The 20,138-nt window shown below is 71.8% G+C and carries 16 protein-coding genes; 6 read left to right on the forward strand and 10 right to left on the reverse strand.

Annotated elements, in window-relative coordinates; genetic code table 11:
• The first annotated feature begins 2 nt into the window (after positions 1-2).
• The gene (locus MED15_RS20255; protein WP_112736657.1) at positions 3-971 is read left to right on the forward strand and encodes a hypothetical protein; all 969 of its coding nucleotides are present in this window, start codon (positions 3-5) and stop codon (positions 969-971) included.
• Positions 972-1,019: 48 nt separating this feature from the next.
• On the opposite strand, the gene murD is transcribed toward MED15_RS20255, so the two are convergent.
• A complete protein-coding gene (murD, locus tag MED15_RS20260) occupies positions 1,020-2,366 on the reverse strand; it encodes a UDP-N-acetylmuramoyl-L-alanine--D-glutamate ligase (protein ID WP_112736659.1) in 1,347 nt (448 codons plus the stop codon).
• Between the two features lie 82 nt (positions 2,367-2,448).
• Here murD and MED15_RS20265 point away from each other — a divergent pair, with 82 nt between their 5' ends.
• Positions 2,449-3,798, forward strand: coding sequence for a MurL-like N-terminal domain-containing (locus tag MED15_RS20265; RefSeq protein ID WP_091403911.1), 1,350 nt, complete (start codon positions 2,449-2,451; stop codon positions 3,796-3,798).
• 164 nt (positions 3,799-3,962) lie between these two features.
• Here the strand turns inward: MED15_RS20265 and MED15_RS20270 are convergent, their stop codons facing one another.
• From MED15_RS20270 to MED15_RS20280, 3 genes are read right to left on the reverse strand one after another with little or no spacing between them, the layout of a single operon-like run.
• Positions 3,963-5,834: a PucR family transcriptional regulator ligand-binding domain-containing protein gene (locus MED15_RS20270; protein WP_167457695.1), complete on the reverse strand. Its 1,872-nt coding sequence runs from the start codon at positions 5,832-5,834 to the stop codon at positions 3,963-3,965.
• 56 nt (positions 5,835-5,890) lie between these two features.
• Positions 5,891-7,342, reverse strand: a complete 1,452-nt coding sequence (gene argG, locus MED15_RS20275; protein WP_112582975.1) for an argininosuccinate synthase — start codon at positions 7,340-7,342, stop codon at positions 5,891-5,893.
• 47 nt (positions 7,343-7,389) lie between these two features.
• Positions 7,390-8,238 (reverse strand): TrmH family RNA methyltransferase, encoded by an 849-nt coding sequence (locus MED15_RS20280; protein WP_225855454.1) that lies wholly within the window; start codon positions 8,236-8,238, stop codon positions 7,390-7,392.
• Between the two features lie 92 nt (positions 8,239-8,330).
• Between MED15_RS20280 and MED15_RS20285 the strand changes: the two genes are divergently transcribed.
• Positions 8,331-10,178, forward strand: coding sequence for a thiamine pyrophosphate-requiring protein (locus MED15_RS20285; protein WP_112582973.1), 1,848 nt, complete (start codon positions 8,331-8,333; stop codon positions 10,176-10,178).
• A 38-nt stretch (positions 10,179-10,216) separates the two neighbouring features.
• Here MED15_RS20285 and MED15_RS20290 read toward each other — a convergent pair whose 3' ends face one another.
• The 4 genes from MED15_RS20290 to MED15_RS20305 form a co-directional block, all read right to left on the reverse strand.
• The gene (locus MED15_RS20290) at positions 10,217-12,418 is read right to left on the reverse strand and encodes a transglycosylase domain-containing protein (protein WP_244220518.1); all 2,202 of its coding nucleotides are present in this window, start codon (positions 12,416-12,418) and stop codon (positions 10,217-10,219) included.
• Between the two features lie 277 nt (positions 12,419-12,695).
• Positions 12,696-13,463: a hypothetical protein gene (locus tag MED15_RS20295; protein ID WP_112582971.1), complete on the reverse strand. Its 768-nt coding sequence runs from the start codon at positions 13,461-13,463 to the stop codon at positions 12,696-12,698.
• Between the two features lie 152 nt (positions 13,464-13,615).
• A complete protein-coding gene (locus tag MED15_RS20300) occupies positions 13,616-14,722 on the reverse strand; it encodes an SPFH domain-containing protein (RefSeq protein ID WP_112603416.1) in 1,107 nt (368 codons plus the stop codon).
• A 5-nt stretch (positions 14,723-14,727) separates the two neighbouring features.
• Positions 14,728-15,201, reverse strand: a complete 474-nt coding sequence (locus tag MED15_RS20305) for an NfeD family protein (RefSeq protein ID WP_091403880.1) — start codon at positions 15,199-15,201, stop codon at positions 14,728-14,730.
• 120 nt (positions 15,202-15,321) lie between these two features.
• Between MED15_RS20305 and MED15_RS20310 the strand changes: the two genes are divergently transcribed.
• Positions 15,322-16,623: a serine hydrolase domain-containing protein gene (locus tag MED15_RS20310; protein WP_112603418.1), complete on the forward strand. Its 1,302-nt coding sequence runs from the start codon at positions 15,322-15,324 to the stop codon at positions 16,621-16,623.
• A gap of 21 nt (positions 16,624-16,644) precedes the next feature.
• Here the strand turns inward: MED15_RS20310 and MED15_RS20315 are convergent, their stop codons facing one another.
• Positions 16,645-17,457 (reverse strand): DUF3097 domain-containing protein, encoded by an 813-nt coding sequence (locus tag MED15_RS20315; protein ID WP_112583304.1) that lies wholly within the window; start codon positions 17,455-17,457, stop codon positions 16,645-16,647.
• Between the two features lie 307 nt (positions 17,458-17,764).
• On the opposite strand from MED15_RS20315, the gene MED15_RS20320 reads away from it, so the two are divergent.
• On the forward strand, positions 17,765-18,340 hold the full coding sequence (locus tag MED15_RS20320) for a TetR/AcrR family transcriptional regulator (protein WP_112603444.1): 576 nt from the start codon (positions 17,765-17,767) through the stop codon (positions 18,338-18,340).
• 164 nt (positions 18,341-18,504) lie between these two features.
• Positions 18,505-19,299 carry a hypothetical protein gene (locus MED15_RS20325; protein ID WP_112582968.1) on the forward strand — a complete coding sequence of 265 codons (795 nt, stop codon included), beginning with the start codon at positions 18,505-18,507 and terminating at the stop codon, positions 19,297-19,299.
• Between the two features lie 48 nt (positions 19,300-19,347).
• On the opposite strand, the gene MED15_RS20330 is transcribed toward MED15_RS20325, so the two are convergent.
• A complete protein-coding gene (locus MED15_RS20330; protein WP_112582967.1) occupies positions 19,348-20,127 on the reverse strand; it encodes an HAD-IIA family hydrolase in 780 nt (259 codons plus the stop codon).
• Between the last annotated feature and the right edge of the window lie 11 nt (positions 20,128-20,138).

Here is a 20,138-nt window from a genome sequence, read left to right on the forward strand (position 1 = left end):
CTGTGCACAGAGCGGACGCGGCGCCGTCGACCGGAACGGACGACGAGCGGATCACGGCGGAGATCCGAACCTGGGTCTGCTCCACCCCGCTCCGCGGCCTCGTCGCCCACTTCGGCGGCACCTGGCCCGACGGTGACCTCACCGACGTGCTCCGCTTCCTCGACGACTTCTCCGCCCGCCACTGGGACTTCCGGGGCGGCCGGGAACGGCCCGACGCCCGGGAGCCCGACCTTGACCCGGCCACCGCGACACTGGTGCTCGACGCGGCTGCCGCGCTCGGGCTGATCCACGCGGTGCCGCCGGCCCGGTCGGCGTACGCCCACCTGGTGGTGCTCGGCGGCCTGGCACACGCCTGCGTACGACGCGTCGCCTACGCCGCGCACCTGCTCCGCGCCGGCCTACCGGTGAGCGGCGAGGTCGCCGTCCTGGGCAGCTTCCGGCCACTGTCGGACTGGGAACGCCGCACGCTCGCCGAGGCGGGCCTACCGGCCGACGAGACCGAGGTGGATGTGCTGGACACGGCCGTCCGCCGGGTGTTCGAGGTGGCCGCCCCGGCCGAGCAGGACGGCGTGGACGCCGGCCACCCGCACCACTCCTGGTCGTCGCGGACCTACCGACCGGATGGGCTGCCGCCGATCCGGGTACTGGCCGCGCCGTCCAGCGAACCCGACCAGCGGCGGGCCCACACCGCCGACACCCAGCGGTTCTGGGCCGCCCACGTCCGGCTCGCGCCGGGCGACAAGGTCCTGATGGTCACCGCGCCGATCTACGTGCCGTTCCAGCACTGCGATGCGCTGCGCACGCTGGCCGTGCCGTACGGGTGCGCCATCGACACGGTCGGGGTGGACCCGACGCTGACCGACCTGGCGGTGCTGCCCGAGCAGACGCTCACGCCGGGGCGCTACCTCCAGGAGATCCGCTCGGCGATCCGCTCGATGCGCGCCCTGCACGCCGGGCTTCACCCGCGCTGACGTGGGAGGCGCTGACGTGGGAGGCCTGGACCCGCCGCTGAGCCGGGCTCAGCTGGCGGTGTCGGCGACGGCCTGGGCGAAGACCTCGGAGCGGTGCTCGAAGTTGCGGAACCGGCCGTAGCTGGGCGCGGCCGGGGACAGCAGAACCACCCCGCCGGCCGGGGTCACCTCGCGGGACAGCCGGACCGCGTCCACCAGGTCGTCGACCAGTTCGGTACGCACCTTCGGCAGGCCGGCGAGCACCTCGACGATGCGGGTGCCGCTGTCCGGAATCCCGATCACGGTCAGTTCCCGCTCGGCCAGGTGCTCGGCCAACGGCGTGTAGTCCAGACCCCGGTCGTTGCCCCCGACGATCACCGTCAACGGCCGCCCGTCGTACGCGTCGATGGCGTGCATGGCCGCGTACGGGCTGGTGGCCAGGGTGTCGTCGACGAACGTCAGCCCGGACGGGTCGGTGATCTCGGTGAGCCGGTGGGCCAGCCCCTGGAACTCGGCGACCGCGACGGCGAGGTGGTCCTTACCGGCCACCACGTCCACGCCGAGCGCGTCGAGGACGGCGAGCGCGACACAGAGGTTGCCCTCGTTGTGGCGGCCGACCAGCGGCAGCACCGCACGCGGGAAGAGCGGCTGGTCACCGAAGTGGAACCACTGCGTGCCGTCGGCGCCGGTGGCGACGTGGGTGGTGTCGGGGCGACCGGCGCGGACCGCCGGCAGCTCACCCAGCTCCGCGGCGAGGCGCGGGTCGCCGCCGTTGACCACTATCGTCTGCGGGTCGTGGGCGAGCAGGTTGAGCTTGTCCCGGTAGTACTCCCGCTCCCCACCGTGCGCGTCCAGGTGCTCGGGGAAGAGCGAGGTGACCACCGCCACCCGGGGCGAGTCGGTGAGGTCGCTGCACTGGTAGCTGGACAACTCCAACACGTACAGCTCCGCCTCCGGCAGGTCCAGGGTCGGCACCCCGATGTTGCCGCCGAAGACGTTCGGCCGCCCCGTCGCGGTGAGCAGGTGACTGATCAGGCTGGAGGTGGTGCTCTTGCCCTTGCTGCCGGTGACCCCGACGGTGCGCGCGGCGTGGTCGGCCATCCACAACGCGGTGCCCTGGGTCACCAGGATCCCGCGGCGGCGCAGCTCGATCAGCCACGGGTGGGTCTGCGGCACGCCCGGGGAGCGGACCACCACGTCCGCGGCGGCCAGCCGTTCGAAGCCTGCCTCGCCGGTGACCAGCGGCGCCGCCTCGGCCAGGGGTCCGTCCCAGGGCAGCGACAAGAAGTTCGCGCTGTCGTCCACGGCGACCAGCTCGGCCGGGCCGTGCGCGGCGATGGCGGTCACAGCGGCCCGGCCCTCCCGACCGGTGCCCCAGACGGCGACGGTACGTCCGCGCAGGTCAGAAAGGCGCACGGGGCTCTCCTCGTGGGTCACGGCGGCGGCAGGGCGGGCCCGGTCCGGACACGGCCGGACGAACCAGGGCCTAGTATGGCGTGTGCCCAACGAGCAGCTCCGGCGGATGGACGCCTTCACCTTCCCGTCCTACTCGATCGACTTCGCCACCGGCGAGGTGTTGTTCGACTACGCTCTGACCGGCCCGGCCGGTGAGCAGCGGTTCACCGAGGTGATCACACTTCCGCTGCCGGCGGAGCCGCCGTCCGACGAGACGGTGGCGACCCTCAACCGGGTGCTGGAGGTGCTGCACCTCGTCGCCGGGGTCAGTTACTACAAGGCCGCCGCGCCGCCCCGACTCGTGCTGCCGGCACCGCTGGGCGCGGCCACCGTCGACTACGTCACGGCCGTCTACACCAGGGGCCTCGCGGAGTACGCGTACCGCAACCAACTGCCGCACGTGCTTGAGCTGCGCCCGGAGGTGCCGGCCGGCACGCCGGAGTCACCCCGGGTGTACGACGACTCGGACCGTCGCCCGCTCTCGGCGGTCGGCGGCGGTAAGGACTCGATTGTCAGCCTGGAGGCACTGCGCCGCGCCGAGCTGGACCCGGTGCCGTTCTCGGTCAACCCGAACCACGTGATCGTCGCCGTCAACGAGGCGTCCGGGCTGGTCCCGCTGGCCGCCCGGCGGCGCATCGACCCGGTGCTGTTCGACCTGAACGCGGCCGGCGCGCTGAACGGGCACATCCCGGTCACCGCCATCAACTCCCTGATCGCCGTGGCCACCGCCGTCCTGCACGGGCTGGGCCCGGTGGTGATGTCCAACGAGCGTTCGGCGTCCGACCCGAACCTGGTCTGGAACGGCCACGAAATCAACCACCAGTGGTCCAAGGGCGTCGAGGCGGAGGGGCTGCTGCGGGCGTCGCTGGCCGAGCACGCCGGCCTGACCGACCCGTACTTCTCCCTGCTGCGTTCGCTGTCCGAGCTGCACATCGCCCGGCTGTTCGCCGAGTTCACCCGGTACGACGACGTGGTTACCAGCTGCAACCAGGCGTTCAAGCTGCGCGACGCGAGTGAGCGCTGGTGCCGTGACTGCCCGAAGTGCCGCTTCGTCTTCCTGGCCATGGCGCCGTTCATGCCGCGGGAGCGGGTCACCCACATCTTCGGCGGCGACCTGCTGGCCGACGAGTCGCAGATCCCCGGCTACCGCGAGTTGCTGGGTGTGGACGGGCACAAGCCGTTCGAGTGCGTGGGCGAGGTCGAGGAGTCGGTGGTGGCCCTCGGCCTGCTCGCCGAGCAGGACCAGTGGCGCGACGCCCCGGTGATCCAGGCCCTGGTCGACGCCGTCCCGGAGACGGCCTGGTCCGCGGTGGCCAACTCGGACGTCTTCACCCCCGGCGGCCCCAACCACATCCCCCCCACCTACGCAAAAGCCCTAAACTCCCTCACCTAAACCCCACCCCACCCCACCCTCTCCCCCGGCGTCCCCACCGGCCTCTTGCCCCGGTGATCAAGAGGTTTGCGTCATCGCGCGCGAGATCCCTGACGCAAACCTCTTGATCACCGCGGGCGGGCGCGGGGTGGAGGGCGGGGTGGGGGCGGGGGCGGGACGGGGGGTTAGGGGGTGCGGACTGCTTCCAGGGCCAGTAGGGCTACGTGTAGGGAGAGGCTGGCCTCTACCGAATCCAGGTCCACGTCGAGGATGCGAGCGATCCGGGCCAGGCGTTCGTAGAAGGCCGGCCGGGACAGGTGGGCGGCGGCGGCACCGGCCGACTTGTTGCGCCCCTGCTCCAGGTAGGCGCGCAGGGTGTCGAGCAGCCGTTCCCGGGGGTGCCGGGCGTCGTACTCCAACAGCGCGCCGAGTTCACGCTCCACGAACGTCTGCAGGCGGGGCTCGTCGCGCAGCAGGTGCAGCAGCCCGGCCAGACCCACGTGCGGCAGCCGGAAGATCGGCAGGTCACGCCGGTCCCGCCGGGCCGCCTCGGCGATCTGCCGCGCCTCGACCAGCGACCGTCGGGCCTCCCGCAGGGTGCCCACCCCGGAGCCGGCGGCCACGATCACGCCACCCGGACCAGCACCCCGGAACGGGTCGACACCGACCCCCGACCGAGCGGCCTCGACACCGAACGCCGCGCGGGTCGGATCTACGCCGAAGCCAGTGCGGGCCGGATCGGCGCCGACCGCCGCACGGGAAGCGTCGGATGCGGGACGGGACACGTCGACGCCGGAGGCATTCCGCGCCGGTTCGACACCGGGTGCCGGTCGGCCGGTGCCGGCGTCGAGGCGTACCCGACGAAGGGCGCTGGCGAACGCGGACAGCGCGCGGTCCTCGGCTGCCGGGTCCGGCAGGGCCAGCAGCGCGCCCACCGAGTTGTCGTCGACGGCGCTGGTCAGCGCGGTCAGCTTCGCCTCCCGCAGGGCCTGGCCGACCGCCTCGGAGAGATCACGTAGCCGGGCCTGGCCGGCCTCGGGACCGACCTCCCCGGCGGGGTCGTCGGCGCGGTGCCGGACCATCACGCCGACCAGGTGCCGCCGGTCGAGCACCACGCCGAGCGCCTTGGCCCGCAGCCCCACCTCGTCCACCGGGCGGGAGTGGTCGAGCAGCGCGGTGAGCAGGGTGCGATGGATCTGTCGCTCCAAGCCCTCGGCGTCGCGGCGGATCAGCCGGCCCAGCGCGAGGGTGGACGCGGCCCGCTCGATCAGGATGGTGAGCCGGGTGGGCGAGCCGGCGTTCGATTCGACGGCCTGGGCGCTGGGCACGTCGCCGCTGGCCGGCCAGCGCAGCAGCAGCCGACCCCAGTCCTGCCCCCGGGCACCGACGGTGGTCACCAGCCAACCGCTGTCCGGGTCGTACGCGGTCCGCCCGGCCGGGCGGATCCGCCGGGAGTGCTGCTCCCAGCCGTCCAGCAGCAGCTCAGCGCTCTCGCCCGCCGGGTCGTACCCGAGCACCTGCCGGGACAGGTTCTCCAGCACCACGGGGCAACCGGACAGCTCGGCGGCCTGTCGGATCACCTCGGTGGCGTCGGCGCCCTCGACGGACAGGTCGTTGAACCGCTGGTGGATCTCCTCGGTGGCGCGCAGCTCGGTGAGCTGCGCGTCGACGATCAGCGCGTGCACCGCCTCGGTGATCCGGACGAACGGGGTGGCCCGGCGCAGCTCCACCAGGGGCAGCCCACGCCGCTCGGCGGCGGCGGCCATCACCCGCGGCACACCGCTGACGTACCGGCGGCCCAGCTCGACGACGAGTCCGGAGACTCCGACGTCGGCGAGATCACCGATGAACGCGCGCAACCCGGCGTCGTCCCCGGGCAGACCGATGCCGGTGGTGAGCACCAGTTCGCCACCGCCGAGCAGGGTGGCGATGTCCGGCACCTCGGCGACGTGCACCCACCGGACGGGTCGGTCCAGCCCCTCGTCGCCGGCGACCACGCGGGGCGCGCCGTGACGGACCGGGTCCAGGGCGAGGACCTCACGGACGGTAGGGAACACGGCCGACACGCTACCGTCCGTGACGCCGGAACTCGACTTGCCACCGGCGAGAGGGGTCAGTCGACGCCGAACTCCATCGCGGCGCGGTCGAGCGCCTCGTCCTCGGCCGAGGCGACGCCCCGGGAGGCGATGGCTTCCGCGCCGCCTTCGGGCATCGCGCCGATCAACCCGGTCGAGGCCGCCTGCTCGGCCCCGATCATCCGCTGCGGGTTCCCGCCACCGACCAGGCCGAGGGAGGCGTACTGCTCCAGCTTCGACCGCGAGTCGGCGATGTCCAGGTTGCGCATGGTGAGCTGGCCGATCCGGTCCGACGGGCCGAACGCCGAGTCCTCGGTACGCTCCATCGACAGCTTGTCCGGGTGGTAGCTGAACGACGGGCCGGTGGTGTCCAGGATCGAGTAGTCCTCGCCCCGACGCAGCCGCAACGTCACCTCGCCGGTGACCGCCGTGCCGACCCACCGCTGCAACGACTCGCGCAGCATCAGCGCCTGCGGGTCCAGCCAGCGGCCCTCGTACATCAGCCGACCGAGGCGGCGACCCTCGTTGTGGTAGTTCGCCAGGGTGTCCTCGTTGTGGATGGCGTTGACCAGCCGCTCGTACGCGTAGTGCAGCAGCGCCATCCCGGGCGCCTCGTAGATGCCCCGGCTCTTGGCCTCGATGATCCGGTTCTCGATCTGGTCCGACATGCCCAGGCCGTGCCGGCCGCCGATGGCGTTGGCCTCCAGCACCAGGTCGACGGCGCTGCCGAACTCCTTGCCGTTGATCGTGACCGGGCGGCCCTGGTCGAAACCGATGGTGACGTCCTCGGTCGGGATCTCCACCGACGGGTCCCAGAAGCGGACGCCCATGATCGGGTTGACCGTCTCGATGCCGGTGTCGAGGTGCTCCAGGGTCTTCGCCTCGTGCGTGGCACCCCAGATGTTGGCGTCGGTCGAGTACGCCTTCTCGGTGCTGTCCCGGTAGGGCAGGCCGCGTTCGAGCAGCCACTCGGACATCTCCTTACGCCCACCCAGCTCGGTGACGAAGGCGGTGTCGAGCCACGGCTTGTAGATGCGCAGCATCGGGTTGGCCAGCAGGCCGTACCGGTAGAACCGCTCGATGTCGTTGCCCTTGAAGGTCGAGCCGTCGCCCCAGATCTGGACGTCGTCGGCGACCATCGCGCGCACCAGCAGGGTGCCGGTCACGGCGCGGCCCAGCGGGGTGGTGTTGAAGTACGCCCGCCCGCCGGTGCGGATGTGGAAGGCGCCGCAGGTCAACGCGGCCAGGCCCTCCTCGACCAGGGCGGCGCGGCAGTCGACCAGGCGGGCGACCTCGGCGCCGTAGCTGAGCGCACGGCCGGGCACCGACGCGATGTCGGGCTCGTCGTACTGGCCGATGTCGGCGGTGTAGGCGCAGGGAATGGCGCCCTTGTCGCGCATCCACGCGACCGCGACCGAGGTGTCGAGGCCGCCGGAGAAGGCGATGCCGACACGTTCGCCGGTGGGCAGGGAGGTGAGAACCTTGGACACGGGGAAAATTATGCAATAGAACGCATGGCCATGCAAGCCGATGCGGTCTACTCGCCGCCGAACGGCGGATCCTCGCGGCCCAGCTCCCAGAACGCCACCGCCGCCGCAGCGGCCACGTTCAACGAATCCACGCCGCGGCGCATCGGAAGGACCACCCGCACGTCGCTGGCGGCCTGGGCCGCCGCGGTGAGGCCGGGCCCCTCGGCACCGAGCAGCAGCGCCGCCCGCTCGCGCTGCGCCGGGGTCAACCGCTGGATCGGTACGGCGTCCGGCGCGGGCGTCATGGCGAGCACTGTGAAGCCGGCCTCCCGTACCTGGTCCAGGCCCTCGGGCCAGCGGTCGAGCTTCGCGTACGGCATCGCGAAGACCTCACCCATGCTGACCCGCACACTGCGCCGGTACAGCGGGTCAGCGCAGGACGGCGACAGCAGCACCGCGTCGATGCCGAGCGCGGCGGCACCCCGGAAGACCGCACCGAGGTTGGTGTGGTTGTTCACGTCCTCCAGGAGCACGACCCGGCGCGCGGCGGCGAGCACCTCGGCCGCCGTCGGCAGCGGCCGGCGGTGGAACGACGCCAGCACCCCCCGGTGTACGTGGAAGCCGGTGGCCCGTTGCAGCACGTCCTGGGTCGCTGCGTAGACCGGCGCGTCGCCGGTGTCCAGGTCGGCGAGCTGGTCGACCCGCTTGGCGTCGACCAGGTACGACCGGGCCGGGTAGCCCGCGCGCAGCGCCCGGCGCAGCACCAGCTCCCCCTCGGCGATGAACAGGCCGTGCGGTGGTTCCCAGCGGGTGCGCAGCTCGACGTCGGTGAGCGCCCGGTAGTCGGCGATCCGGTCGTCGTCAGGGTCGGTGATCTCGTGGACGGGCACCCGACGATTCTGCCGGACGCGGAGCAGTGCGCCCCGACGCCCGTCCGACCGGGTGTTTTGTCCGAAGAAGAAGGGGAATGGCCGACGAACATCGGGACGCGACGGGAAGGACCAGCCAGGTGAGCGCAGACGACACCACGGCGGGCGAAGCGGGCGCCCTGCCCCGGCGTCCGACCGTCGCCGACCACATCGTGTCGCGACTGTTCAGCTGGGGCGTACACCGCTACTTCGGCTATCCCGGCGACGGCATCAACGGCCTCACCTCCGCGCTGCAACGCACCAACGGGCGGGCCCAGTTCGTCCAGGTCCGCCACGAGGAGACCGCTGGCTTCGCCGCCTCCGCGCACGTCAAGTACGGCGGTGGGCCGCTGGGCTGCGCGCTGGTCACCAGCGGGCCGGGCGCCATCCACCTGCTCAACGGCCTGTACGACGCGAAGCTCGACCACCAACCGGTGGTCGCCCTGGTCGGTCACACCGCGACCACCGCCGAGGGCGGCGGTTACTACCAGGAGGTCGACCTGCTCGCCCTCTACAAGGACGTGGCAGCGGCGTTCCTGGCCCAGCTCGATCACCCGGCGCAGGTACGCCACCTGGTCGACCGGGCGTGCCGGACGGCGCTGGCCCGGCGTACCGTCACGGCCCTGATCCTGCCGTTGGACCTGCAGGACGAGCCGGCCGTACCGAACCCGCCGCACGCCCACGGCTACTACCAGACCAGCAACGCGCCGAGCAGCACGCCGACGGTGCCGCCGGAGGCGGACGTGCGCCGGGCGGCCGAGGTGCTGCGCGGCGGGCAACGGGTTGCCATGCTGGTCGGTCAGGGCGCCCTCGGCGCGCGCGACGAGGTCCGCGAGATCGCCGACCGGCTCGGCGCCGGCGTGGCCACCGCACTGCTCGGCTTCACCGCCGTCGACCACCGCGAACCGTGGGTGACCGGCGCGATCGGGCTGCTCGGCACCCGACCGAGCTGGCAGCTGATGAGCGGCTGCGACCGGCTGCTGATCGTGGGCAGCAATATGCCGTACTCGGAGTTCTACCCGCAGCCCGGGCAGGCCCGCGCGGTGCAGATCGACCTGGACGGCACCCAGCTCGGGCTGCGGTACCCGACCGAGGTGAACCTGACCGGCGACGCCCGCCCCACGCTGCGGGCGTTGCTGAACGAACTGGGCCCCGGCCCCGGACCGACCGCCTGGCGGGCGGAGGTCACCGAGGCCACCTCGGCGTGGCGCCGGGTGCAGCACGACCTGGCCGAGCAGGCAGCCGACCCGGTCAACCCGCAGTTGCTCTTCCACACGCTGAACGAGCGGCTGCCCGACGACGTGCTGCTCGCTGTCGACTGCGGTACCACCACCGCCTGGTACGCCCGACACATCCAGGTACGCCCCAGCATGCTGGCCAGCCTCTCCGGCACGCTGCTGTCCATGGGTGGTGCCATGCCGTACGCGTTGAGCGCCAAGTTCGCCCACCCGGACCGGCCGCTGGTCGCCTTGATCGGCGACGGCGCCATGCAGATGAACGGCGTCAACGAGCTGATCACCGTGGCGAAGTACTGGCGCAGCTGGGCCGACCCGCGCTTCGTGGTGCTGGTGCTCAACAACCGGGATCTGGCGTTCGTCAGCTGGGAACAGCGCTCCACCGAGGGGACGCCGATGTTCCCGGACAGCCAGCAGTTGCCGGACATCGCCTACCACCAGTGGGCGGAGGTGCTCGGGCTGCACGGCGAGTTGATCGACTCACCGGACCAGGTGCGCGACGTCTGGGACCGCGCGCTCACCGCCGACCGGCCGGTGGTGATCAACGCCCTGGTCGACCCGGCGGAGCTGATGCTGCCACCGCACTTCACAGTCGAGCAGGCCCGCAAGACCGCCGCGGCGGTGCTACGCGGCGACACCGACTGGGCCGGAATCATCCGCCGCGGCCTCCCCGCCACCCTGGCCAGCTACCGCCCCCGCCGCCACGACCGTTGACCCGCCCCGCGGGCGGGTCAGGGCGAGAGGGCAGGTGGTCAGCCTCGGCGGTCCAGCCAGCGTTGGAGGGCCGAGCGGGGGTCGTCGGTGGTGGGGTCCTGCCGGCGTTCCGGGACCGTTGGGCGCTCCACCGGGCGGCGCGCGTCGCCGGCCAGCTCACGGCTCGGTGCGACGAAGGCCTTCTCCGGTTGGCCCTTCACGGCGGTGGCGATGACCCGGGCGACCGCGTCGATCACCTTGGTCTGCACCGCCGACCCCACCGAGTCGGCCGGGTCGTCCGGGTTGGCGGCGATACCGGCCACCGCGACCTGCGGGGTGAAGCCGACGAACGTCTCGGTGGAGTTCTGCTCCGAGCTACCCGTCTTACCAGCCACCGGTCGGCCGTCGAGGATGTCGTTCACACCGGTGGCGGTGCCACCGTTGCACTGCCCGAACGCCGACTGCTGACCCACCGGGCAGCGAGCCGCGTCGGTCGCGGCACGGGCGACGTCGGCGTCGAGCACCCGCTTGCAGGAGGGCTGCCCCACCGGCACCTTCGTGCCGTCCGCGCCGGTCACCGAGACCACCGGCACCGGTGTGCAGTAGGTGCCCTCGGCGGCCACCGTGGCGTACGCGTTGGCCAGGTCCAGCGGAGTGGTGGCCGCCACGCCGAGGGTGAACGAACCCCAGTTCGCGGCGTTGTTCTTGGCGAAGTTGGCGTCCGAGTCGGCACGGAACGTGATGCCGAGCCGCTGCGCCATCTGGACCACCTTGTCCTGGCCGACCTGCTCGGCCAGCCACACGAAGTAGGTGTTCACCGAGCGGCCGAAGCCGTCCCACATCATCCGGTACCCGTCCATCCAGTCCGGGTTGGCGTTCGCCGGGCACCAGTGGCCGTCACAGCTGCCCGGCCCCTCGGCCGCGTACCGGGTGGGCAGCTTGGCGGGTGCGTCGAAACCGGTGGAGAGGGTACGGCCCGACTCCAGCGCGGCGAGCATCGTGAACAGCTTGAACGTGGAACCCGCCTGGTACCCGTCGACACTGGCTCCGCCGGAGATCAGCGGGTTGACGGTGTTCGGGTGGTTCGCCTGCCCGCCCGGGTTGTCGGCGAGGCTGTAGTGCCGGTTGACCGCCATCGCCAGAACCCGCCCGGTGCCCGGCTGAACCGCCGCGATCGGCAGGGCGCGCTTGTTGTCGTACCCGTAGACCTTGGTGGCCTGCTGCTGCGCGGTGGCCTGGATCTTCGGGTCCAGCGAGGTGACCACTGTGTAGCCGCCCGAACGCAGTGCCTGCTCGCGCTCGGCGACGGTCGCCCCGAAGGCCGGCTGGGTCAGCCACCACTGGCGCAGGTAGTCGCAGAAGAATCCCCAGTCGTCGTGGCCCTGGGAGACGGCGGTGCAGCCGTTGGGCTGGGCGGTGGGGCGCAGCGCCAGCGGCTCCGCCTTGGCCTGGGCGGCCTGCGCGACGGTGATTGCGTTGGTGGCGACCATCGAGTCCAGCACGTACGACCGGCGCGCCAGCGCCTCGTCCTTGTCGCCACTGATCGGGCTGTACGCGTCCGGGGACTGCACCAGACCGGCCAGCAGGGCCGACTCGGCGAGGGTCAACTGCGCCGGAGGCTTGCCGAAGTACCGCTGGCTGGCCGCCGCGATCCCGTACGCGCCGGAGCCGAAGTAGGCGATGTTCAGGTACCGGTCGAGGATCTCGTCCTTGCCGAGGCTCTTGTCCAGCGCGCTCGCGTACCGGATCTCCTGGATCTTGCGGCCCACTGTGGGATCGGTGGCGGCGGCACGCTCCTCGGCGGTGCGGGTGGGGTCGGTCTTGAGTACGTTACGGACGTACTGCATGGTCAGCGTCGAGCCGCCCTGCTCGGTGCCGCCACCCTTGACGTTGGCCACCAGCGCCCGGGCCAGGCCGCGCAGGTCGGCGCCACCGTGGTCGTAGAAGCGCCGGTCCTCAGCCGCCACGATCGCCTGCCGCATGACCGGGGCGATCTCCGACAGGGGGACGTCGGTGCGGTTCACGTCGTAGAACGTGGTGATCAGCGTCTTGCCGTCGTTGGCGTAGAGGTACGAACGCTGCGGCGTGGCCGGGGTCTTCAGCGAGGCCGGCAACGCGGCGTACGACCCGAGCGCGGAGCGGGCGGTGAGCCCGAGCAGCAGGTTGCCCGGCAACGCGGCGACTGCCAGGACAAGCCCGGCCAACACGCCAGCGAGCAGCACGGTGAAGAGCCGCGACAGCGGCGAGCGGGGGGCGGCCATGCTCCCCAGGATTGCCATGAAAGCCGCCAACCGACCACCCCCACCGGCCAATTGTCAGCAACTTCACGCCCACAGCCCAGCCCCCAGCCCCGCGCCTCCCCCGCCCCCGCGCCTCCCCCGCCCCGCCCCGCCCCGCCCCGGTGATCATGGGGTTAGCGGGAGGTTTGATCACGGGATCGCCCGTCAACCTCATGATCACCGGAGCTGGGCGAGGGGCGGGCCCGAGGCCCGGGTGGATGGGTGGGTGGGGCCGGGTGGGTGGGGCCGGGTGGGTGGGTTAGGGGTTGGGGGTGCTCAGGCTGGCGGAGGCGGCGTCTCGTGCGGTTTCGCGGGGCATCAGGCGACCGGAGCGGTAGCCGATGCCGATGCCGGCGATCAGCACGAAGATCGCGCCGAAGGTCTGCAACGAGCCGATCAGGGCACCGCCGAGGCCGAGCAGCGGCGCGGCGATGATCAGCATGACGCCGTCGCCGAGGCTGAAGGTGCCCGAGCGGGCCACCGCCCAGCCGGTGAGGAACCAGCCCGCGCTGTAGAACGTCGCGCCGAGCAGGACCAGTGACCGCGCGGTGGCGCCGAAGACCGGCGTCTGCTCCTCGAACCCGGCGAACGGCAGCATCAGCACGGTGCCGGCGATGCTGACCAGCAGGCCGGCGGCGGCCACCCGGCGGCTGCGGGTCGCGGCCAGCAGCCCGGTGAGGGCCAGCAGCGCGAGCAGGCCGAGCCAGACCGCGGCCACCCAACCGATCAGGTACACCGCCCGGCCGTCGGCCGGATAGGGGTCGTTGCCCACCCCTCCGTCGCTGGCCATCGCCACCGCGCCGTACAGGATGGCGTACGCGGGCAGCAGCCAGACCGCCGCTCGCGCGAACCGACGTACCGAGAAGGCCCAACTGGCGTTCGTGGCAGGGGCGCCCGGGGTCGGCTCGCCGACGAAGGGCAGTACGCCGAACCCGCCACCGCTGCGCCGGGAGCCCAGCGGGGCGACCGGGTCGTGCGCGCCGGGCACCGGGGCCGAGGACCACATCCGATTCGCCGGATCCTTCATGCGTCACCTCGCTCGTCGTCGAGCGGTGCACCGACGCGCCGGGGCGCCCCGATTGCCTGGTCACCACCCGTCCTAGGACCGATCGTGGCAGGCGTCGGAGCGCCCCATGAGTCTTTCTCGTATTTAGCCGACCGGGTGGCCGGCGTACAGGATCAGCCGCGCTCGCGCTGGTCGGCCGGGTCCTCGACGAGGCTGGTCGGCGACACCGGCTCCGGCGCGGGCAGCCCCTTCGACCCCTTGCCGCCGGTGGCCTGCGCCTCGGCGACGCGTACCTCGTCGTGGATCTGCTGCGCGGCGTCCGCCGCGGCCTGCGCCGCCTCCGCAGCCTCGCGCTCGACCTGGCTCGCCTGGTCCGCAGCCTCCGGTGCGGGCAGATCCCCCACCATCTGGCTCAGCCCACCGAGCGCGCCACCCATCCCCTCCAGGGCCTTGGTCAGCTCGGCCGGGATGATCCAGACCTTGTTGGCGCTGCCCTGGGCGATCTGCGGCAGAGCCTGCAGGTACTGGTAGGCGAGCACCTTCTGGCTCGGGTTGGCCTGGTGGATCGCGTCGAAGACCGTCCGGATAGCCTTCGCCTGACCCTCGGCCTGCAGGATCCGGGCCTGCCGGTCACCGTCGGCCCGCAGCACCGCCGACTGCTTGTCACCCTCGGCGGTGAGGATCACCGACTGCTTGTGCCCCTCGGCGGTCAGGATCGCCGCACGACGGTCCCGCTCGGCGCGCATCTGCTTCTCCATGGAGTCGCGGATGCTGGCCGGCGGCTCGATCGCCTTGATCTCGACCCGGGTCACCTTGATGCCCCAGCGGCCGGTGGTCTCGTCCAGCACACCCGAGAGGTGCCGGTTGATCTCGTCCCGGCTGGTCAATGCCCGCTCCAGATCGAGCGAACCGATCACGTTACGCAACGTGGTGACGGTCAGCTGCTCGATGGCCTGGAGGAAGCTGGAGATCTCGTAGGTCGCCCGGACCGAGTCGACCACCTTGAAGTAGAGGACCGTGTCGATCGAGACCACCAGGTTGTCCGAGGTGATCACCGGCTGCGGCGGGAAGCTGACCACCTGCTCCCGCATGTCGACCTTGGTACGGACCGCGTCGATGAACGGCACCAGCAGGTTGAGGCCGGGGCTGAGGGTGCGCTTGTACTTGCCGAGCCGTTCCACCACGTCCTGACGTTGCTGCGGCACGATCCGCACAGCCTTGGCCAGCGTTATCACGGCGATCAACGCCACCGCGATCACCACCACCCCGATTAAGGTCATTCCGTTCACCCTCTCGATTCCGGCAGCTCGCCGGCGGAAGAAACATCGTCCTGCCACACCAGGGCGGTAGCGCCCCGGACCTTTATCACCCGAACCCGTTGACCGGGGTCGTAGACCTGTGTCGTGTCGTACGACCGGGCGCTCCACAACTCACCGTCGATCTTGACGAGACCCTGCTCGGCGTCCACCCGTTCCAGCACCAGCGCCGTGGAGCCCTCGATCGCCTCCACGCCGAACGGCTGCTCGCCACTCTCCAGCGCGGAGCGGCTGTGCCGCCGGATAACCGGTCGGACCACCACCAGGCTCAGCGCCGACACCACCGCGAAGACCAGCGCCTGCACGGCGACCGGCGCGCCCAGGGCGGCCGCACCGGCGGCGGCGAACGCACCGGCCCCGAACATGATCAGAAATAGCGTCGTCGTGAAAATCTCGGCGACGGCCAGCAGCACACCCAAAACGATCCACACCACGGCGTCCACCACCCAATCGTGACACGCAAATGCACGCGCGACCTTCCCGTGAAGATCAGTAGGCTCTGCGAGACCCTTTCCGGCCCGTCAGAAACACCACGATCGGCGGCCCGACCCGAGGAGATCCCGTTGACAGTGCTCCCCGAGACCGCCCGACAGATCGACACCCGGGTCGCCCAGGCACAGGCCGACGGTCACACCCCGTCGCTGGTGCTGGGCGTGGTCCGCGACGGCACGCTCGCGCATGTGGCCGTCGCCGGCGAACACCCCCGCCCGGATGTCGACCTGCAGTACCGGGTGGGCTCGATCAGCAAGACGATGACCGCCACCCTGATCATGCAGTTGCGCGACGCCGGCCGACTGGCCCTGGACGACCGGCTGGAGCAGCACCTGCCGGGCACCGGTGTGGGCGAGCTCACAGTGCGCCAACTGCTCGGCCACGCCAGCGGCATCCAACGCGAACCGGAGGGCGACTGGTGGGAGCGGGCGGCGGGGGTCGATCTCGCCACAGTGCTCGCCGAGGTCGACGCCGACAAGATCGCTTACCCGCCGCACCGCGCGTACCACTACTCCAACCTGGCGTACGGGCTGCTCGGCGGGTTGCTCGAACGGCTCACCGGGACACCCTGGGCCGACCTGCTCGACGAACGGATCCTCACCCCGCTGAGCCTGCGCCGCACCACCTACGCGGCCACCGAGCCGTACGCCCGCGGCTACGTCGTCCACCCCTGGCACGGCACGCTGCGCGAGGAACCCCGCACCGACACCGGCGCCATGGCCCCCGCCGGGCAGCTCTGGTCGACTATCGAGGACCTGGGCCGCTGGGCAGCGTTCCTGGCCGACCCCGACCCGGCGGTGCTGGCCGCCGAGACGCTGACCGAGATGTGTGCCCCCGTGGTGATCAGCGACCTGGACTCCTGGACCGGCGGGCACGGCCTGGGGCTGGAGCTCTACCGCGACGGCGAGCGCGTGTACGTCGGGCACGGCGGCTCGATGCCCGGGTACGTGGCCGCCCTCCTGGTGCACCGGCCAACCCGTACCGCAGTGGTCGGTTTCGCCAACTCGTACGGCTTCCCGATCACCGGGCTCGGCCGCGAACTGCTGACCACCGTGCTGGACGCCGAGCCGGCGTTCCCGCAGCCGTGGCGGCCGGCCACCGCCGCGCCGGATGCCGAGTTGGCCGAGCTGACCGGCCGCTGGTGGTGGATGGGCACTTCGCTGGACCTGAGCTGGGACGCGGGTGACCTGGTGGCCCACGTACGCGGTGAGCGGGTGAGCCGGTTCACCGCCGAGGGGACGGACCGCTGGCGGGGACGTTCCGGCCCGGAGAACGGCGAGATCCTGTCGGTGCTGCGCGACGACAACGGACGGGCGGCGGCGATCGACATCGCCACGTTCGTCTTCACGCGCAGCCCCGACGAGGTTCCCTGACCGCCGGAAGGACCGGTCGGGTCAGGGGGCTTCGGTGACGAAGTCGATGAGGCGTTCCACGGCGTTGATCAGAGGGGTCTCCACGTCGGCGAAGCTGTTCACCCGGGACAGGATGTGCCGCCACATGTCGGCCGGCTCGGCCACCCCGAGGGCCGCGCAGACCCCCTCCTTCCACGGCCGCCCCGGCGGCACCACCGGCCAGGCCGCGATGCCCAACGCGGCCGGCTTCACCGCCTGCCACACGTCCACGTAGGGGTGCCCGGTAACCAGCACGTGCGGCGAGTTCACCCGGGCGACGATCCGGCTCTCCTTGCTGCCCGGCACCAGGTGGTCGACGAGCACGCCGAGTCGTCGGGTCGGGCCGGGGCCGAAGTTGCGCACCTCGGCGTCGAGGGCGTCGATGCCGTCCAACGGCTCGACCACCACACCCTCGATCCGTAGGTCGTCGCCCCAGATCCGCTCGACCAGCGCGGCGTCGTGGATGCCTTCCACCCAGATTCGGCTGGCCTTCGCCACCTGGGCCCGGACGTTGTCCACGGCGACCGAGCCGGACGCGGTCCGCCGACGGGCCGTCGGCACCGCCGCGCGGGTCGGGCGGCGCAGCGTCACCGGACGGCCGTCGAGCAGGAACGCCGCCGGCAGCAGCGGGAAGTTGCGCCGTTTACCGTGCCGGTCCTCCAACACCACCGCGCCGGCCTCGAAGCCCACCACCGCTCCGCAGAACCCGGAGTCGGCATCCTCGACCACGAGATCCGGTTCGGCGTCCACCTCGGGGGTGACCTTGCGCCGTCGCCAGTCGCCCGCCAACACGTCCTCGCCGTATCGCCCCGCCATGTCGATCACGCTAACTCCCCCACCATCACCCCGCCCCCCGACACACCGCCCCACCCACACCCCACCACTGTCTCGATCATGGGGTGGTTTCGAGTCGGCCCAGGGCGCTCTCGCCGCCCGGGCTCAGGTGGTACGCGTCGGTGAACCAGTCCGGCCCACGTGGGCTCTGGCAGTCCGTACATGGCCGTTCCTCCGTGACTTGGTGTTGCCTTGCCGTTCTGGCATGCTGCATATGCGGAACTTGGTTCCGCTATAGCGGACACGCGGAACATGGTTCCGTTTTCCAAGGGGTGTGACGGAGGCAACGGTGACCGGCACGGAGTCGGGCGTCCCGCGGAAGCAGCGGGCTGATTCGCGGCGCAACGAGACGGCGCTACTGGAGGCGGCCGCCGCGGCATTCGTCGTCTCCGGAGTCAACGCGCCGGTACGCGACATCGCCGCCAGGGCGGGCGTCGGCGTCGGGACGATCTACCGCCACTTCCCGACGCGGGCCGATCTGATCGTCGCGGTGTACCGACACCAGGTCGAGGCATGCGCCGAGGCGGGCCCGGTGCTGTTGACGGAGAGCGCCACACCGCACGCCGCCCTGGCGAGCTGGATCCACCTCTTCGTCGACTTCCTGGTCACCAAGCACGGCCTCGCCGAGGCGATGCGGTCCGACGACGCCGCCTTCCAGACGCTGCACGCCTACTTCCTCGACCGGCTCGTCCCCGTCTGCGCCGAACTGCTCGACGCCGCCAGCACAGCGGGCGAGATCATTCCTGGCATAGACGCCCTCGTCCTGATGCACGGCATCGGCAATCTCTGCATCGGCGCCGACAGCCCTGACTACGACGCGCGCCTCATGGTCGGACTCGTCATCGCGGGCTTGCGGGTGCGTTAGCGCACGGGGAGGTACGCGGGACACGGTCACGGGGCTGCCGGCCCGGGCGGACGAGTTGACCGTGCCCGCGGCCGAGGATCGGGCGAAGGGGGCAGTTGGGGGCAGGCCGGGCGACCGGAGCGGCAGCCGAGACAGGGCCGGTCGTGACCACGTACCCTTTCGGCATGTCCACCCCCGCAACGGGCGCGGCCACACTCGCGCCGCGCCGGTCCAGCCGGTTCGTTGCCTGGGTGCGCGCGTGGCGCGCCGGGTTGGTGCCCTACGACGAGGTCGCCGACGCCATCGCCGGCGACGAGGAACACCTCGTTGCGGACGCCCCGGGCACCTGGACCGACGTCCCGCTGGGCGCCGCGCTGCCCACCCTGGCCAAGCTCTCCCCGGACGAGATCCGCCTGGTGCTGCCCGCGCCGGGCGACCCGAGGGGTCTGCCCGGCCCCGGCGACTTCGCCGGTGCGGCGCTGGTCACGGGCGAGGCGGTGGTCGCCGGCGGGCTCGGGTTGATTCCCCAGGTGCGGCTGCACACCTCCGGCTCCGGAGACTGTTTCGAGACGGTGCTGTGGCGGGTCTACCCGCTGCCGGCCAACGCCGCCGCCGCGTCACTGTCGTTGCCTGGCGCGGCCGAGGCGGAGGCCGAGTTGGCCGCCGCGCTGGCCGAGACGACCGCCGCCCTGACCCGACTCGACGTGGCCCAGTGGCGGCCCGAGTTGGCCGGTGCGCTGGCCGCGCTCCGCCGTCCGGACGGCGCCACCGACCTGCCACCGGGCTTCGACCCGCGGGCCCGTCGGCTCTTCGCCCGGGCCGCGGTGCTCGACCGCGTGCTCGCGCTGGCCGGGCACTCCGCCCCGGGCGGGGCGATCAACAACTACGAGGCGCAGCAACGGGACGCGGCACTTCGCCCCCTGACCGCTGCCTGCCGGCAGGCGCTGGTGGCCGCCTGCAACGCTCCCCTGCGCCCCTGATCGGACCACCGCACGCAGCACCGCCGGCACGGAGCCGACCGGGGCAGTTCAGACCTCGTCGAGCAGGTCCGCTACCGAGTTGACGATCCGGGACGGGCGGTACGGGTAACGCTCCGCCTCGGTGCGGGTGCTGATCCCGGTGAGCACCAGGATGGTCTCCAGCCCAGCCTCCAGGCCACACAGGATGTCGGTGTCCATCCGGTCACCGATCATCGCGGTGCTCTCCGAGTGCGCGTTGATGGTGTTGAGCGCCGAGCGCATCATCATCGGGTTGGGCTTGCCCACGAAGTACGGCTCGACCCCGGTCGCCTTGGAGATCATGGCGGCGACCGAGCCGGCGGCGGGTAGCGCGCCCTCCACGGACGGGCCGGTCACGTCGGGGTTGGTGCAGATGAACCGGGCACCGTCGTTGATCAGGCGGACGGCCTTGGTGATCGCCTCGAAGCTGTAGGTGCGGGTCTCGCCGAGCACCACGTAGTCGGGGGCGAAGTCGGTCAGCACGTAGCCGACGGCGTGCAGCGCCGTGGTCAACCCGGCCTCACCGATGACGTACGCGGTGCCACCCGGCCGCTGGTCGGCGAGGAACTGGCCGGTGGCCAGCGCGGACGACCAGATCGACTCCTCCGGCACGTCCAGCCCCATCCGGCTGAGCCGGGCCGTCAGGTCCCGCGGGGTGTAGATCGAGTTGTTGGTCAGCACCAGGAACGGCTTGCCGGAGGCGCGCATCCGGTTGATGAACTCCGGCGCGCCGGGCACCGGCTGGCCCTCGTGCACCAGCACGCCGTCCATGTCGGTCAGCCAACTCTGCACGGGCTTACGGTCATGCATGATGATCCTCA

It is taken from the genome of Micromonospora noduli, assembly GCF_003264475.1.
In the GTDB taxonomy this organism is placed as follows: Bacteria; Actinomycetota; Actinomycetes; order Mycobacteriales; family Micromonosporaceae; genus Micromonospora; species Micromonospora noduli.